Source organism: Pseudooceanicola batsensis HTCC2597 (assembly GCF_000152725.1).
GTDB classification, from domain to species: Bacteria; Pseudomonadota; Alphaproteobacteria; order Rhodobacterales; family Rhodobacteraceae; genus Pseudooceanicola; species Pseudooceanicola batsensis.
This window is the reverse complement of record NZ_CH724131.1, coordinates 1,343,029-1,358,039: the sequence shown is the minus strand read 5'-3', so window position 1 is coordinate 1,358,039 and position 15,011 is coordinate 1,343,029. Positions and strand designations below refer to the sequence as shown.

At 69.4% G+C, this 15,011-nt stretch carries 14 protein-coding genes; 7 read left to right on the top strand and 7 right to left on the bottom strand.

Annotated elements, in window-relative coordinates; translation table 11 throughout:
* Positions 1-26: 26 nt before the first annotated feature.
* A complete protein-coding gene (locus tag OB2597_RS10460; protein ID WP_009805525.1) occupies positions 27-512 on the bottom strand; it encodes a flavodoxin family protein in 486 nt (161 codons plus the stop codon).
* A 192-nt stretch (positions 513-704) separates the two neighbouring features.
* On the bottom strand, positions 705-2,363 hold the full coding sequence (locus OB2597_RS10455; protein WP_009805524.1) for an NAD+ synthase: 1,659 nt from the start codon (positions 2,361-2,363) through the stop codon (positions 705-707).
* Between the two features lie 155 nt (positions 2,364-2,518).
* On the opposite strand from OB2597_RS10455, the gene OB2597_RS10450 reads away from it, so the two are divergent.
* From OB2597_RS10450 to argF, 3 genes are all read left to right on the top strand, one after another.
* Positions 2,519-3,973, top strand: a complete 1,455-nt coding sequence (locus OB2597_RS10450) for an MORN repeat-containing protein (RefSeq protein WP_009805523.1) — start codon at positions 2,519-2,521, stop codon at positions 3,971-3,973.
* 286 nt (positions 3,974-4,259) lie between these two features.
* On the top strand, positions 4,260-5,438 hold the full coding sequence (locus OB2597_RS10445) for an aspartate aminotransferase family protein (protein WP_009805522.1): 1,179 nt from the start codon (positions 4,260-4,262) through the stop codon (positions 5,436-5,438).
* A gap of 482 nt (positions 5,439-5,920) precedes the next feature.
* Positions 5,921-6,847, top strand: a complete 927-nt coding sequence (argF, locus tag OB2597_RS10440) for an ornithine carbamoyltransferase (protein WP_009805521.1) — start codon at positions 5,921-5,923, stop codon at positions 6,845-6,847.
* Positions 6,848-7,041: 194 nt separating this feature from the next.
* Here argF and hrpB read toward each other — a convergent pair whose 3' ends face one another.
* The gene (hrpB, locus tag OB2597_RS10435) at positions 7,042-9,492 is read right to left on the bottom strand and encodes an ATP-dependent helicase HrpB (protein ID WP_009805520.1); all 2,451 of its coding nucleotides are present in this window, start codon (positions 9,490-9,492) and stop codon (positions 7,042-7,044) included.
* Between the two features lie 117 nt (positions 9,493-9,609).
* Here hrpB and meaB point away from each other — a divergent pair, with 117 nt between their 5' ends.
* The 4 genes from meaB (at position 9,610) to OB2597_RS10415 (ending at position 12,019) form a co-directional block, all read left to right on the top strand.
* The gene (gene meaB, locus OB2597_RS10430; RefSeq protein WP_009805519.1) at positions 9,610-10,587 is read left to right on the top strand and encodes a methylmalonyl Co-A mutase-associated GTPase MeaB; all 978 of its coding nucleotides are present in this window, start codon (positions 9,610-9,612) and stop codon (positions 10,585-10,587) included.
* A 167-nt stretch (positions 10,588-10,754) separates the two neighbouring features.
* Entirely contained in the window at positions 10,755-11,042 is a 288-nt protein-coding gene (gene rpmB, locus OB2597_RS10425) for a 50S ribosomal protein L28 (protein ID WP_009805518.1), read from the top strand.
* Positions 11,043-11,146: 104 nt separating this feature from the next.
* Positions 11,147-11,500 (top strand): hypothetical protein, encoded by a 354-nt coding sequence (locus tag OB2597_RS20960; protein ID WP_009805517.1) that lies wholly within the window; start codon positions 11,147-11,149, stop codon positions 11,498-11,500.
* Positions 11,501-11,539: 39 nt separating this feature from the next.
* On the top strand, positions 11,540-12,019 hold the full coding sequence (locus tag OB2597_RS10415) for a copper chaperone PCu(A)C (RefSeq protein WP_009805516.1): 480 nt from the start codon (positions 11,540-11,542) through the stop codon (positions 12,017-12,019).
* Here the strand turns inward: OB2597_RS10415 and OB2597_RS10410 are convergent.
* The 4 genes from OB2597_RS10410 to OB2597_RS22280 all read right to left on the bottom strand — a co-directional run bounded on the left by OB2597_RS10410 (position 12,016) and on the right by OB2597_RS22280 (position 14,926).
* Positions 12,016-12,708 (bottom strand): NAD-dependent deacylase, encoded by a 693-nt coding sequence (locus OB2597_RS10410; RefSeq protein WP_009805515.1) that lies wholly within the window; start codon positions 12,706-12,708, stop codon positions 12,016-12,018. The two genes, OB2597_RS10415 and OB2597_RS10410, sit on opposite strands and share 4 nt — an antisense overlap.
* Positions 12,709-12,983: 275 nt before the next feature.
* Positions 12,984-13,286, bottom strand: coding sequence for a hypothetical protein (locus tag OB2597_RS10405; RefSeq protein ID WP_009805514.1), 303 nt, complete (start codon positions 13,284-13,286; stop codon positions 12,984-12,986).
* Between the two features lie 609 nt (positions 13,287-13,895).
* Positions 13,896-14,678, bottom strand: a complete 783-nt coding sequence (locus OB2597_RS10400) for an MBL fold metallo-hydrolase (protein WP_009805513.1) — start codon at positions 14,676-14,678, stop codon at positions 13,896-13,898.
* Between the two features lie 107 nt (positions 14,679-14,785).
* Entirely contained in the window at positions 14,786-14,926 is a 141-nt protein-coding gene (locus OB2597_RS22280; protein WP_009805512.1) for a hypothetical protein, read from the bottom strand.
* Positions 14,927-15,011: the final 85 nt, after the last annotated feature.

Genomic DNA, 15,011 nt, shown 5'->3' with positions numbered 1-15,011 from the left:
CTCTCGACGGGGTTGAGGACGCCGGATCAGAACGCCCCCATGGCGAGCCCGGCCGCCATCGCCGCGCCGATCTCGCGACAGCGCTCCAGCTCGGTCTCGGGAATGACCTTTTCGGCGAGTATCTGCTCGGGGGTCTGGGCGTGGGTGCAGACGATCAGGGCGTCCTGCACCTGTTTCAGCCGCCATCCCTGCGCGATGCGGGCGGTCTGGCGCGCGGCGTTTTCGCCATCCGACCCGGCGCAGACCATCTGGGCATAGGGCCGCCCCTCGATCCGGCCGAGAACGGGGTAATAGCAGCGGTCGAAGAAGTCCTTCATCACACCGGCAATGGCGGCGAGGTTTTCCGGCGCACAGAAAAGGTAGCCGTCGTGCGACAGAAGATCCTCGGGGCCGGCCGCGGCGGCGGTGCGCCGGGTGGTGTCGCATTCCGCCCGCGCGGCGGCATGGGCGGCTTCGGCCATCTGGCGCGAACCGCCGGTTCTAGAATGGTAGACGATCAGCAGGCGCGGCATGTCAGCGGACCCCGGTATCGACGCGGCGCGACATCCTCGGGCTCGCCCCGGGGATCTCCGGCCGAGAGGCGCGCCGGCGGCCGGGAGATCCCCGGTCGGAGCCGGGGATGACGGTGGTGCGGGGTGGCGGGAGATCCCCGGTCGGGGCCGGGGATGAGGCGCGTCCGGCCATGGCGGAGCGAAGGGCGGCCATCAGCCGGGGTCGCGCCAGCGGTTGACGATCGGGTAGCGGCGGTCGAGCCAGAAGGCGTGTTTCGTCAGGCGCGTCCCGGGGGCGGACTGGAAGCGCTTGTATTCGCTGAGGTAGATCAGGCGCTCGACCTGCTTGGCGTCCTCCCTGCGGTATCCCGCCGCGACGCAATCGGCGACCGAGCCGTCGAGGTCGACAAGGATGTTCAGGATCGCGTCGAGCACGGGGTAGTCGGGCAGGCTGTCGCTGTCCTTCTGATCCGCGCGCAGTTCGGCCGAGGGGGGCTTGGTGATGATGCGGTCGGGGATGACCTCTCCGGGCGGGCCCATCATCCAGTCGCGGTGATTGGCGTTGCGCCAACGGCACTGTTCGAAGACGCGGGTCTTGTAGAGGTCCTTGATCGGGTTGTAGCCGCCCGCCATGTCGCCGTAGATCGTGGCATAGCCGACCGCGACCTCGGACTTGTTGCCGGTGGTCAGCAGCATTTCCCCGAACTTGTTCGACAGCGCCATCAGCAGCAGGCCGCGCAGGCGGGACTGGATATTCTCTTCCGTCACGTCAGGGTCGGTGCCCTCGAAGAGCGGGGCGAGGGTTTCGGTGATGGCCTGACGCCCCTGCGAGATGGGAAGATCGTGGTACCGGCAGCCGAGCGCCCTGGCCACGGCCCGGGCGTCCTCGAGCGAATGATCGGAGGTGTATTCCGAGGGCAGCATCACGCAGCGCACGTTCTCCGGCCCGAGCGCGTCGGCGGCGATAGTGGCCACGATGGCGCTGTCGATCCCGCCCGAAAGGCCCAGCAGCACCTTGCCGAAACCGGTCTTTCGGCAATAGTCGCGCAGGGCCTCGACCATGCAGCGGTAATCCTGTTCCCATTCGTCCGGCATCGCGGCCTTTTCGCCCTCGTCGATGCGCCAGCCCTCGGGGGTGCGGGTCAGGTCGACATGGGTGATCTGCTGGTCGAAGACCGGCATGTGAAAGGCCATCCGGCCGCCGGGGTTCAGCCCGAAGCTGCCGCCGTCGAAGACCTGGTCGTCCTGGCCGCCGGTCATGTTGAGGTAGATCAGCGGCAGGCCGGTCTCGACCACACGGGCGACCATGTGGTTGTAGCGCGTCTCCATCTTGCCCCGGTAATAGGGCGAGCCGTTCGGCACCAGCAGGATCTCGGCCCCCGTCTCGGCCAGGGTCTCGGGCACCTCGGAGTGCCAGGCGTCCTCGCAGATGGGCGAGCCGATGCGGACGCCGCCGATGGAATAGGGCCCGGCGGGGGCGGCGCTGCCATAGAGCCGCACCTCGTCGAAGACGGTCTCGTTCGGCAGGTTGTGCTTGAGGATGCGAGAGATCACGCGCCCGCCCGACAGGATGTGATAGCCGTTGAAGAGGCTCGCCCCCTCGAGCGCGGGGCCGCCGATGGCGAGGGCGGGGCCGTCGGCGCAGTCCGCCGCCAGCGTCTCGATCGCGGCGAGGGCCGCCTGGTGGAAGACCGGTTTCCCGACCAGGTCCTGGGTCTGGTAGCCGGTGACGAACATCTCGGGCAGGGCGACGAGGTCGGCGCCGGCGGCCTTGCCCGTCTCCCATGCCTGCCGGGCCAGTGCAGCATTGCCCGCTATGTCCCCGACCGTGGGATTGAGCTGGCACAGCGTGATGCGGAACCTGTCGGTCATGTCGGCCTCTCGTTCATGTCTCGGGCCTGATTACCGGCACGTGTGCGTGAGGAAAAGGTGATTTGGCCAAAAGGCATTGCGGCGATGCGGTCCGCCGACTAGGTTTTGATCGGTCCGGCCCGCAGGACGGCCGGAGACCCGGGAGAGCAGGGACCATGCCACGCAGACATCTGACCACCCTTCTTTGCAGCGCCGCCCTCGCGGCGGGACTGGCGTCGCCGGCCGCCGCGCAGGACGGTGCGGTGCAGACCAAGCAGTACGACGACGGCGGGGTCTACGAGGGCACCTTCAAGGACGGGCTGCAGCACGGGACCGGCACCTACACCCTGCCCAACGGGTATGAATATTCCGGCGACTGGGTCGAGGGCGAGATCCGCGGTCGCGGTACCGCCAGGTTCCCGAACGGTTCGGTCTACGAGGGGGAATTCGCCAAGGGCAAGCCGCATGGCGTCGGCAAGATCGTGTTTTCGGACGGCGGCACCTACGAGGGCGACTGGGAGGAAGGCAAGATCAACGGCCAGGGCATCGCCAACTATGCCAACGGCACGACCTACGAAGGTCAGTTCCGCAACGCCATGCACCACGGTCAGGGGGTGATGACGGCGCCCGGCGGCTATGTCTACGACGGCGACTGGGTCAATGGCGTCAAGGAGGGCGAGGGCACGATCACCTATCCCGACGGCGCGGTCTACGTGGGCGAGATCGTGCGCGGCGCGCGCGAGGGGCAGGGGCGGCTGACCATGCCCGACGGGCTGATCTACGAGGGCACCTGGAAGAACGGCCAGATCGACGGGGTCGGCACGCTGACGCAGCCCAACGGCGATGTCTACGAGGGCGCGCTGGTCGAGGGCAAGCGCGAGGGGCGCGGCAAGGTCACCTATGCCAACGGCGACGTCTACGAGGGCGAATTCGAGAACGACCTGCGCCACGGCGAGGGCCGGTTCACCGGGGCCGACGGCTATGTCTATGCCGGCCAGTGGGTGAACGGCAAGATCGAGGGAACGGGCCGCGTGACCTATCCCGACGGCTCGGTCTACGAGGGCGCGTTCCGCGACGACCTCGCCAACGGTATCGGCAGGATCACCTATCCCGACGGCGCGACCTACGAGGGCGAGTGGCAGGACGGGGTGATCCACGGGCAGGGCGTCGCGACCTATCCCAGCGGGCTGACCTACGAGGGCGAATTCCGCAATGCGCAGAACCACGGCCAGGGGGTCATGACCTATCCCGACGGCTATCGCTACGAGGGCGAGTGGGTCGAGGGCGAGCGCGAGGGCCGGGGCACGGCCACCTATGCCGACGGCACGGTCTACGAGGGCGACTTCGTCGACGGCCAGCGCCACGGGCAGGGCACGATCACCATGGCGGACGGGTTCACCTATACCGGCGGCTGGGAGGAAGGCGCGATCACCGGCCAGGGCGTCGCCACCTATGCCAACGGCGATGTCTACGAGGGCTTCTTCGAGGATGGCCGCCGCCAGGGGCAGGGCACGATGCGCTACGCCTCGGGCGAGGAGGAGAGCGGTCGCTGGATCAACGGCGCGCTGAAGGCCGAAGAGGGCGAGACGACCTCCGGCGAGGACGAGGCGTCGGCGACGGCGACGGAATGAGGGGCTTTGCCCCTCTCGGCGCCTGCGGCGCCAATTCACCCCAGGATACTTGCCGGACCAAAGAAGGGGGCGGCGGCGCGATTTCCGCTTGGCGGTGCGGGCGGCGGGCTGTATGAGCGGGGCATGACAGGTCTGTCCCATATCCCAGCGATCCGACGCCGACGCACCCGCGCCTGACGTCCCGCCTGCCTGTCCGCGCCACGCCCGGCGCATTCCACCCTGAAAATATTGACTTTGCTTTCGAGGATATGCTTCCTCAAGGCTCTTTTGACCAGAGGATGACGCGATGATCCCGTCCGTTCTGCCGACCTATTCCCGTGCGCCGCTTCACTTCGTGAAGGGCGAAGGCTCGTGGCTGATCGAGGAGGACGGGCGCCGCTTTCTCGATCTGGGCTCGGGCATCGCGGTGGCCGCTCTCGGCCATGCCCATCCGGCGATCGTGCAGGCGCTGACCGACCAGGCGCAGAAACTGTGGCACGTGTCGAACCTCTACGAGATCCCGCAGCAGCAGGCGCTGGCCGACCGGCTGGTGGCGGCGACCTTCGCCGATACGGTCTTCTTCACCAATTCCGGCACCGAGAGCATGGAACTGGGCGTCAAGATGGCGCGCAAGTATCACTACGAGAGGGGCGAGCCCGACCGGGTCGAGATCATCACCTTCTCGGGGGCCTTCCACGGCCGGTCCTCGGCCGCGATCGCCGCCGTCGGGACCGAGAAGATGGTCAAGGGGTTCGGGCCGCTGCTGCCCGGCTTCGTCCAGGTGCCCTGGGGCGACATGGAGGCGCTCGAGGCCGCCGTCAGCGAGCGGACCGCCGCCATCCTGATCGAGCCCGTGCAGGGCGAGGGCGGCATCAACGTGGCTCCGGATACGGTGCTCAAGAAACTCCGGGCGCTCTGCGACGAGAGCGGCGCGCTGCTCATGGCCGACGAGATCCAGAGCGGCATGGGCCGGACCGGTCGGCTCTTCGCGCATGAATGGGCCGGGGTGGCGCCGGATATCATGCTGGTGGCCAAGGGCATCGGCGGAGGCTTTCCGCTCGGCGCGGTGCTGGCGACCGGCGCGGCGGCGTCGGGCATGACGGCGGGCACCCATGGCTCGACCTATGGCGGCAATCCGTTGGGCTGCGCCGTGGGGCTGGCGGTGGTGGAGGCGATCACCGCGCCGGGGTTCCTGGAGGAGGTGCGCCGCAAGGGGGCGCTCTTCCGCCAGAAGCTGGAAGGGCTGGTGGCCGGGAACCCGGAGGTCTTCGAGGAGGTCCGGGGGACGGGCTTCATGCTCGGGCTCAAATGCAGGCCGGCCAACGGCGACGTCGTCAAGGCGGGCTACGAGGAGCAGCTGATCACCGTGCCGGCGGCCGACAACGTGATCCGGCTGCTGCCGGCGCTGACGCTCGGCGACGACGAGATCGCCGAGGCGGCGGACCGGCTGGATCGTGTGGCGAAGCGGGTGGCCGGACATGGCTGAGATGACGCCGAGGCCGCGAGCACCGGAGGCCGTGCCGACGCAGCGGGGCGCGCCGGTCGGCCCCCATCTCCGGGCGTGGCGGGGGGCTCCCGACCGAGAAGCCGCGGCGCTCGGCAGTACGACCGGTCGCTGTGCGGACCGGCCGGCCCGTGACGCGGCCTGCCACTCCCGCCAGCCGCGCGGCGGCCGATGTTTCCGCTTCTCCGTCGGCGATCCCGCGTCTCGGCGGGGGGCCGGGGGCGGCGACCGCACCTGTCCTGACCGGCTCCTGACCCGGCGACCTGCCCGCGCGACCGTCTCTTGCGGCCGCGCCGGGTTCCCTCCAGCGGCCGCGGGCGCGATGACGACGGGTTTCATGCCGAACGGGTGACGCGAAGATCCTGATCTTCTTCTTGATGAAAATATCCCGGGGTGAGCGGCAATTCCCCGAATTGCCGTGAAGGGGCAGAGCCCCTTTCCCCGCTCCGCCAAAGGACCAGCCGATGAATCATTTCCTGGACATCCACACCACCGAGCGGGCCGCGCTGCGGCAGATGATCGACCAGGCCCGGTCGATGAAGGAGGCCCGCGCCGGCCGCAGCCGCGGCGCACCGGACGACGAACAGCCGCTGGCGGGGCGGATGGTGGCGCTGATCTTCGAGAAGCCCTCGACCCGGACCCGCGTCTCCTTCGACGTGGGCGTGCGGCAGATGGGAGGACAGACGATGGTGCTCTCGGGGCAGGACATGCAGCTGGGACACGGCGAGACCATCGCCGACACGGCGCGCGTCCTGTCGCGCTACGTCGATCTGATTATGCTCCGGACCTTCGACGAGGCCGTGCTGCAGGAGATGGCGGACTATGCCTCGGTCCCCGTCATCAACGGCCTGACGGACCGGACGCATCCCTGCCAGATCATGGCCGACGTGATGACCTACGAGGAACATCGCGGATCGATCGCGGGGAAGAACGTGACCTGGCTGGGGGACGGCAACAACGTCTTCGCCTCTTTCCTCCATGCGGCGACGCAGTTCGGCTTCAACCTGACCTTCTGCGGACCGCAGCAGCTCGATCCCGACAGGGAGTTTCTGGACCAGGCGCGGGCGGCCGGCACGAATGTGCGGATCGAGCGCGATCCCTGGAAGGGCGTGGACGGGGCGGATCTGGTGGTCGCCGACACATGGGTCTCGATGCACGATGCCCAGTCCTCGCGCGAGCGGCGGCACAACCTGCTGCGGGCCTACCAGGTGAACGACCGCCTGATGGCCGCGGCGAGCCCGGAGGCGCTCTTCATGCACTGCCTGCCCGCGCATCGAGAGGAGGAGGTGACCTCCTCGGTGATGGACGGGCCGCAGTCGGTGATCTTCGACGAGGCCGAGAACCGGTTGCATGCGCAGAAGGCCGTGATGCGCTGGTGCCTCGGGGTCTGATCTGGCGGCTGGTCCCCGGCGCGGGGCATCCTCGGGCCTGACCCGGGGAGCTCACCGGCCAGCGGGCGACCGGCGGACGGAGACTTCGGGCCTGACCCGAGGATGCCGGCCGGATGGAGACTGCGGGAAGCGTTCTGTCCGTCGGGCTGGACGCGCCGCCCCGCCATGCCGTCCCGTCCGAACGGGATCGCGGCTCAGCCCGGCTTGCGGGGCTTCGCGCGCAGCGTGGGGTCGGCCTGCGCGGGGTCTTCGGGCCAGGGGTGTTTCGGATAGCGGGCGCGCATGTCCTTGCGCACATCGGCATAGCTGCCGGCCCAGAAGCCGGGCAGATCCGCCGTGGTCTGGATCGGTCGGCCGGCCGGCGAGAGCAGGGTGATCTTGAGGGGCGTGCCGCCGATCGTCGGATGCTCCGTTCGGCCGAAGAGCTCCTGCAGGCGGAGCGTGATTTCGGGCGGGTCCGATGCATAGTCGATCGGGATCTTGCGGCCCAGCGGGGTGGTGAAGGCCGCCGGGGCGATCCGGTCGAGCGCCTGCAGGCTGTCCCAGTCGAGGCGCGCCCGGAGGGCCGGCAGGATGTCGAACCTGCGCCAGGCGGCCGCGTCGCGGACGCCGTCGAGGTAGGGCAGGAGCCAGTCCTCCAGTTCTGCCATCAGCGCCTCTTCGGAATAGTCCGGCAGATCCGTCCCGGTGCCCGCCAGCCGGACGCGCGCCAGGAAGAGCCTCGCCTTGTCCGACACCGTCAGGCCGAGATCGCGCACGCCGTCCAGCATGGCGCGGGCGATCGCCTCGGGGGGCGCGTCCTTCCAGATGCGGTCGTCGAGCACCGCCGCGCCCAGCCGTTCCTGCTGCCGCGCCACGACCCGGCGATCGCGGCGGGACCAGTCGCAGACGGTCGTCCAGGCGATGCGGTCGGGAAAGGTCTCGCGCAGTTCGGCGGCGCTGATCCGGACGGCCTGGCGCACCCTGGCCTCGCGCGGGTTGCCGTCGAGATCCGTGGCGACGATGAAGCCCTCGGCAGAGAGCGGATCGCCCTCGGGCAGGATCGCCCCCTTGCCGCCCGACAGCACGTAGCGCGGCGCCTCGCTCTTGCGGCGCTGCCCGACGCGGTCGGGATAGGCCAGCGCGGCCATTTCGGCGAGGGGCAGGCGCGCGGCGTCGGGCGCCAGGCGGGCGAGGCGCCGGGCCTCGTCGCGGATGCGGGCGATGGCGCCCCGGTCGGCCTGCCAGGGGTGCCGGTCGGCAAAGGCGCGCGAATCGGCGAGGGCGTCCATCCGGAGCGAGAGATCGACCGGGGCGCTACGCGGCAGGGGATCGCGGTCGGCCAGGAGGGCGGCGAGCGGTGCGGCGGGTTTCCCGGCGCGGATCAGCATGTTGGCCAGCCGGGGATGGGCGGGCAGACGGGCGATGCGCCGGCCGTGATCGGTGATCAGCCCGTCCGCCCCGAGGGCGCCGAGGTCGCCCAGCAGCGCGGTGCCCTCGGCATAGGCGCCCGGGTTGGGCGGGGTCAGGAGGGGCACGGCCTCGGGGCCGGCGCCCCAGAGCGCGAGTTCGAGGGCGAGGGGGGCGAGATCGGCGGTCTCGATCTCGGGCGGGGCGAAGGCCGGAAGGGCGCCGTCCTCGCCCCGGGTCCAGAGCCGGTAGCAGGTGCCGGGGGCGACACGGCCGGCGCGGCCCGCCCGTTGCGCAGCCTCGGCCCGTGAAACCCGTTCGGTGACGAGCCGCGACATGCCGGAGCCGGGATCGAACCTGGCGCGGCGGGCGCGGCCTGCATCGACGACCACGCGGACGTCCTCGATGGTGAGCGAGGTTTCGGCGATGGAGGTGGCCAGCACGACCTTGCGCCCCGTTTCGGCCGGGCGGATGGCGGCGCGCTGCGCCGGCAGGGGCATGGCACCGAAGAGCCTGTGCAGGTGGACGGCATCGCCCCCCCCGGGAAGCCTGTCGCGCAGCAGCGCCTCGGTGCGGCGGATCTCGCCTTCGCCGGGCAGGAAGACGAGCACGCCGCCCTCGGTCTCGGCGAGGGCCGCGAGGACCGTTTCGGCCGTCGCGCTTTCGATCCTCGCGTCGCGGGGCAGGGGCGCGTCGCGGTGACGGATGTCGACGGGAAAGGCGCGGCCCTCGGAGGTGATGACGGGGGCCTGCATTAGCGTCGCCACCGGTTCGGCGTCGAGCGTCGCAGACATGGCCAGCAGGATCAGGTCGTCGCGCAGCGCGCCGGCGATCTCGAGACAGAGGGCGAGGCCGAGATCGGCGTTGAGGGAGCGTTCGTGGAATTCGTCGAAGATCACCGCGCCGATGCCGGCGAGTTCCGGGTCGGACTGGATCATGCGGGTGAGGATTCCCTCGGTCACCACCTCGATCCGGGTGTCGGCCGAGGTCACGCTCTCGCCCCGGATGCGGTAGCCGACCGTCTGCCCGGCCTTTTCCCCCAGGCTCGCCGCCATGCGGTCGGCGGCGGCACGGGCGGCCAGGCGGCGGGGTTCGAGCATCAGGATACGGCCCGCGGTCAGCCCGGCTTCGCGCATGGCGAGGGGGACACGGGTCGTCTTGCCCGCGCCCGGCGGCGCCTGAAGGACGGCGCGGCCGGTTTCGCGCAGGGCGGCGAGCAGGTCGGGCAGGGCGTCGTCGATGGGCAGGCGGTCCATGGGCATGCCGCCTTATCGGATATCGCGGGACCGGAGGCCAGACGGGTTGCCGCCGGTTGCGGCGGCGGGCATACACAAGCGGACCCGGAACAGGGCTATCTGCGCAGAGGGGGCGGCATGGAAATCGAGGCGATGGCCGAGAAGATCGCAGCCGGCGACCGGCGGAGCCTGTCGCGCGCGATCACCCTGGTCGAAAGCGGCCGTGCGGATCACCGCGCCCAGGCGGTCGCGCTGCTGGAACGGCTGGTGCAAAGGAATGACCGCGCGCCGGCCCTGCGGATCGGCCTGTCGGGAACGCCGGGCGTCGGCAAGTCCACTTTCATCGAAGCCTTCGGGATGATGCTCTGCGGCCGGGGGCTGCGGGTGGCGGTTCTGGCGGTCGATCCCTCCTCGGCGCGGTCGGGCGGGTCGATCCTGGGCGACAAGACCCGGATGGAGCAGCTCTCGCGCGAGCCGAACGCCTATATCCGGCCCTCGCCCGCGCAGTCCCAGCTGGGCGGCGTGGCGCGACGCTCGCGCGAGGCGGTGGCGCTCTGCGAGGCGGCGGGATTCGACGTGATCCTGGTCGAGACCGTGGGCGTGGGCCAGTCCGAGACCATGGTGGCCGAGATGACCGACCTGTTCCTGCTGCTGCTCGCCCCGGCGGGCGGGGACGAATTGCAGGGGGTCAAGCGCGGCATCATGGAGATGGCGGATATGATCCTGGTGAACAAGGCGGACGGCGATCTCAGGGCGACGGCGACACGGACCTGTGCCGACTATTCCGGCGCGCTGCGCCTGCTGCGCAAGCGGCCGCAGGATCCGGACGGCTTCCCCAAGGCGATGACGGTATCGGCCGTCGAGGAGACGGGGTTGGCGGCGGCCTGGGACGAGATGCAGGCCCTGACGGAGTGGCGCCGCGAGACCGGGTTCTTCGAGGGGCGGCGCGCGGAGCAGGCGCGCTACTGGTTCCGCGAGGACGTCAGGAACGGGCTGCTGGCGCGGCTCGATGCGCCGGAGATGCAGGCCGAGATGGACCGCCTGGCGGAAGAGGTCGCCGGGGGCGGGACGACCGCGACCGCGGCGGCCGAGGAGATGCTCTCGCGGCTGCGCTGAACGGGCCCCCGCGGCCCGCCCGGAATCGGCCGGAGCGGGTCTTGACGAGTCGGGGGAAGGGGGGTATCAGGCCCGGACCGATTTCGGGGCACGGTCTGTGGCTGTGCCCGTTTGTTTTCCGACAGAGGGCGCGACCTTCGCCCTACGACCAAGACGAGGAGTGACCCATGTCGCGCCGTTGCGAACTGACCGGTAAAGGCCCGATGACTGGCAACAATGTCAGCCATGCCAACAACAAGACCCGCCGCCGGTTTCTGCCGAACCTGAACGACGTGTCCCTGCGCTCGGAAGCGCTCGGCCGCAACATCAAGCTGCGGATTTCCGCCGCCGCCCTGCGGACGGTTGATCATCGCGGCGGGCTGGACAAGTTCCTTGCCAAGGCGAAGGACAGCGAGCTGTCCGCCAATGCGCTGAAAGTCAAAAAGGAAATCGCAAAGGTCCAGGCGCCCGCCTGATCCCTTTCGCGATGGTTTCCGGACAGCCCCGTATCCCCTTCGGATGCGGGGCTGTTTCCGTTTGTCGCAATGGCATGGGGGCGCCCGGCGTGTAGAGAGACCGCGTGAGACATGCCTGCCGTCATATCCTGCCCGGGCTGCTGAGCCTCGTGATGCTGCTGACCGCCCAGGCGGCGGCGGTGGCGCATGCGGCGCCGGGGCCTTCGGGTACCATGGAACTCTGCACCGGCAGCGGACCGGTCATGGTCTACGTGGATGCCGAGGGGACCCCCATCGGCGATCCGGTCTTCTGTCCCGACTACGCCCTGTCGCTGATTCTCGCGCTGGACCTGCCCCCGGTCGCGGCAGTGCCGGTGGCGGGCGTCGGCGAGACGGCGGGAACCCGTCTGCGCGACCACGCCGTGGCAGGGCCCCGGCATCACGTGCTGCGGGCGCGGGGGCCTCCGGCGGCGATCTGAACCGGTTCACCAAGACATTCAGATCAAAGGACACGTAGCATGTTCACCCGTACCCTTGCCCTTGCCGGGCTTTCCACCCTTGCCCTTGCCTCGGCCGCCATGGCCGAGATCACCGTCAACGATCCCTATGCACGGTCCTCCGGTCCGATGGCCATGGCCGGCGCCGCCTTCATGGAACTGGTCAACAGCGGCGACGAGGACGACCGCCTGATCGCGGTGCGTTCGGATGCCGCGAAGCGGGTCGAGCTTCATACCCATCTCTCCGACGACAGCGGCGTGATGAAGATGCGCGAGGTCGAGGACGGGTTTCCAGTTCCGGCCGGCGGCCATCACAGGCTGAAGCGCGGCGGCGATCACGTGATGTTCATGGGGCTCAACCACCCGTTCGAACAGGGCGCCACGATCCCGGTGACGCTGGTCTTCGAGAAGGCCGGTGAAATCGCGGTCGATATTCCCGTCGACCTCGAGCGGCAGGACGATGCGCACCACGGCCACGGCGATATGAAGATGGGCGACTAGCGCCCCAGGACCTCGTCCACCCAGGCCGGGACGGTCTGGGTGGCGGGACCGAAGCGGGTTTCCGCGAAATCCGAGACCACCGCAGAGGGTTCGAGATTGATCTCGACCGTATGGGCGCCGGCGCGAAAGGCCTCCTGCACGAACCCGGCGGCGGGGTAGACCTGACCCGAGGTGCCGATGGCGGCGAAGAGCGTGCAGGTCGACAGGGCGTCGAAGATCTCCTCCATGTGATAGGGCATCTCGCCGAACCACACCACGTCGGGGCGGGCGTGAGGCGCGGCGCAGGCGGGGCAGGGAAAGCCCGGATGCATCTCGTCCGGGGCCTCCCACCTGTGATCGCAGGCGGCGCAGAGCGCGCCGGCGAGACGGCCGTGCATGTGGATCACGCTGTCCGAGCCGCCGGCCTCGTGCAGCGCGTCGACGTTCTGGGTCACCAGTGTGACCTTGCCCGGATGTTCGCGCTGAAGGCGGGCGAGCGCCTCGTGCGCGGCATTCGGCCGGACCGAGGCGGCCTTCTGCCGGCGCATGTTGTAGAACCGATGCACCATCTCGGGATCGCGCGCGAAGCCCTCGGGGGTGGCCACGTCCTCGACACGCCGGTTCTCCCACAGGCCACCGGCGCCGCGGAAGGTGCCCATGCCGCTTTCGGTCGAGATGCCGGCCCCGGTCAGAATGACGATGTTGTCCATCTTCGTGCCCCCTTTCGATCTCGTCACAAGGCTAGCGCAAGGCCGCGCCGGATCGAATGCTCTTTGTCCGCAGGGGCGGAGCGGGGCATCTCTTGCGGTCGGGGGGGCGTGCGCCGCTGAACGTCCGGCCCGAAGCCCGGACCCGTCGTTCCGGAGCGGGGTCAGAAGGGCAGGCCGCGCGCCGGGCGGGGGCACGGCGTGCGGTTCACTGCGGCACAGCCGATGGCTTTGCCTCGCGCGCCGCGGCCCGCGTCAGCACCAGCTGCCGGCTCGGGTCAGGAGCAGGCCCTGGATGCCGTCGCCCCGAAGGCCTTGTACTTCTTCCAGAAAACCTCGTGCTGGCGGCTGTCGGACATCTTGATGTCCTGGGCCATCTGCGGCTTGCGGAAGATCTTGGCCACCAGACGCTGGTCGGACCAGTCGAGCGTCGAATTCGCGACATGCTGGATGCAGCCACAGACCTGCGCGTTGCGCGCGCCCCGGTCCGAGGCGAGACAGGCGCGGCTCACCGGTCCGGCTTCTGCTGCTGCGGTGGTCAGGAAGAGTGCGGCGGTGGCCGCGGTCAGAAAAAAGCGCATTCTACTGCCTTGTCCCTTGGCCGGTTCGTCCGACCGTCTGTTATAGTCCCCGCGCCGGAAACAGCGCGTTTCCCTTATGCCGAAAAGCAGGGCAAATTTCAACATATCCACAGGCGCGCTGCGCGAAATGCCGCCTGTCCGAGGCACGGGCGAGGGCAGGCAGAGGCGGTTCGGCAATCAGCTTCGGCTGATGGACATCATCCGGCACGTCTCATCGGTGTCGTTCGCGGTACCTGAGATCGATTTCCGGGAACTGGCACATGCACTGAATGATTTCCGCCACCGCGGCCACCGCGGCCCTGACCGCCCGGGAGGTCGTGGCCGACACGATCCTGCCCGATGCCTACTGCGTCATTTCGATACTGCCGAACGCGCAGGTGGGTCGAGCCCGTGACGGGCGCGTGCAGACCTTCACAGCCGGGAATCCCGATGCGATCGACCCGCTGCTCATGCGGGCCGGCGGGGCGACCGGCCACATGTCGGCATCTGGAGCACCCCGGGCGGCGTGTTCCTCGCCCAGTTCGACGGGGCCCGGGCACCGGCGTCGCGCCCTCGCGTCGCCGCCGGTCGCGGACCGGGCCCATGGCGCCGGTCCGGCAATTCACCCCGTCAGATCGACTGCCCGTACCAGGGGCCCATCCTGACCTCGGGGTCGCTGTTGGCCTCGTTCAGCAGCCGCTTGAACAGCTCGGGATCGCTGTCGCGGTAGTGATAGGGATAGACGAACCGCGGAGCGAATTCGGCGACCGCGCTCGCGGCCTGTTCCTCGTCCATCGTATAGGGCAGGTTGAACGGCACGAAGGCGATGTCGATGTTCTCGAGGGCGCGCATCTCGGGGATGTCCTCGGTATCGCCCGCGATATAGACCCGCAGGCCGTCGATGGTCACGATATAGCCGTTGTCGCGGCCCTCGGGGTGATATTGCAGCCTGTCCTCGGTGGTGTTGTAGGCGGGGATGGCCTCGATGGGGAGGCCGCGTGCCTCGCCCGTGTCGCCGTTCGACATCGAGGCGGTCTTGGCCTTCATCTTCTCCGGCAGCTTCTCGAAGACGGTGGGGTTGGCGATCATCTCGATATCGTCGTTCCAGAGCGTCTCGAGCGTCTCCGGGTCGAAATGGTCGCCGTGGTGATGGGTCAGCAGGATGAGGTCGGGAGCCGGGAAATCGTCATAGAGGGCGCCGCCGCCGACCGGGTCGACATAGATCACGCCCGCCGGGGTCTCCATCACGAAAGAGGCGTGCGAGACCGGGTGGATCGTGATCTCTCCGCCGTCGGTCGGGTATGTGTCGCCGCCCATCTCGCCGTGGCTTTCCGCCATGGCCGCATAGGGGCGGATGAGGGTCGCGCCGGTCGCGGCCGCGCCGGTAAGCAGGAGGGTGCGTCGGTTCAGCATGGTGTCGTCTCCCTGGGTGTTTCCCGGGGAGTTAGCGCGCGCCTCCCCGGAGACTCTTCACGAATGCGTCAACGGGGGCAGGGGCGTCATCGCCCGTCCCGGTCGTTTCAGCCAGAGCCGGAGGTCGCCGCGCCGAGCGCCGCGCCGATTCCTGTGCCGATGGCGATGCCCGCGCCGGGGTTGTCCATCGCCACCCCAAGCCCGGCGCCGAGACCGATGCCGATGGCGATCCAGGTGCCCATGTTCATGGTCCGCCTCCTTTCGACAAAGGTGCACGGACACGTCGCGCGGTCAAATCGCGTCGGCCAATTCATGCCATCTTCCACGCCTCGC

Excerpts from the sequence above, each read along its gene's own strand:
- OB2597_RS10460 (WP_009805525.1), bottom strand. The coding sequence starts at position 512 with ATGCCGCGCCTGCTGATCGTCTACCATTCTAGAACCGGCGGTTCGCGC.
- OB2597_RS10455 (WP_009805524.1), bottom strand. The coding sequence starts at position 2,363 with ATGACCGACAGGTTCCGCATCACGCTGTGCCAGCTCAATCCCACGGTC.
- argF (WP_009805521.1), top strand. The coding sequence starts at position 5,921 with ATGAATCATTTCCTGGACATCCACACCACCGAGCGGGCCGCGCTGCGG.
- OB2597_RS10400 (WP_009805513.1), bottom strand. The coding sequence starts at position 14,678 with ATGCTGAACCGACGCACCCTCCTGCTTACCGGCGCGGCCGCGACCGGC.
- meaB (WP_009805519.1), top strand. The coding sequence starts at position 9,610 with ATGGAAATCGAGGCGATGGCCGAGAAGATCGCAGCCGGCGACCGGCGG.
- OB2597_RS22280 (WP_009805512.1), bottom strand. The coding sequence starts at position 14,926 with ATGAACATGGGCACCTGGATCGCCATCGGCATCGGTCTCGGCGCCGGG.
- OB2597_RS10405 (WP_009805514.1), bottom strand. The coding sequence starts at position 13,286 with ATGCGCTTTTTTCTGACCGCGGCCACCGCCGCACTCTTCCTGACCACC.
- OB2597_RS10415 (WP_009805516.1), top strand. The coding sequence starts at position 11,540 with ATGTTCACCCGTACCCTTGCCCTTGCCGGGCTTTCCACCCTTGCCCTT.
- rpmB (WP_009805518.1), top strand. The coding sequence starts at position 10,755 with ATGTCGCGCCGTTGCGAACTGACCGGTAAAGGCCCGATGACTGGCAAC.
- OB2597_RS10445 (WP_009805522.1), top strand. The coding sequence starts at position 4,260 with ATGATCCCGTCCGTTCTGCCGACCTATTCCCGTGCGCCGCTTCACTTC.
- OB2597_RS10410 (WP_009805515.1), bottom strand. The coding sequence starts at position 12,708 with ATGGACAACATCGTCATTCTGACCGGGGCCGGCATCTCGACCGAAAGC.
- OB2597_RS10450 (WP_009805523.1), top strand. The coding sequence starts at position 2,519 with ATGCCACGCAGACATCTGACCACCCTTCTTTGCAGCGCCGCCCTCGCG.
- hrpB (WP_009805520.1), bottom strand. The coding sequence starts at position 9,492 with ATGGACCGCCTGCCCATCGACGACGCCCTGCCCGACCTGCTCGCCGCC.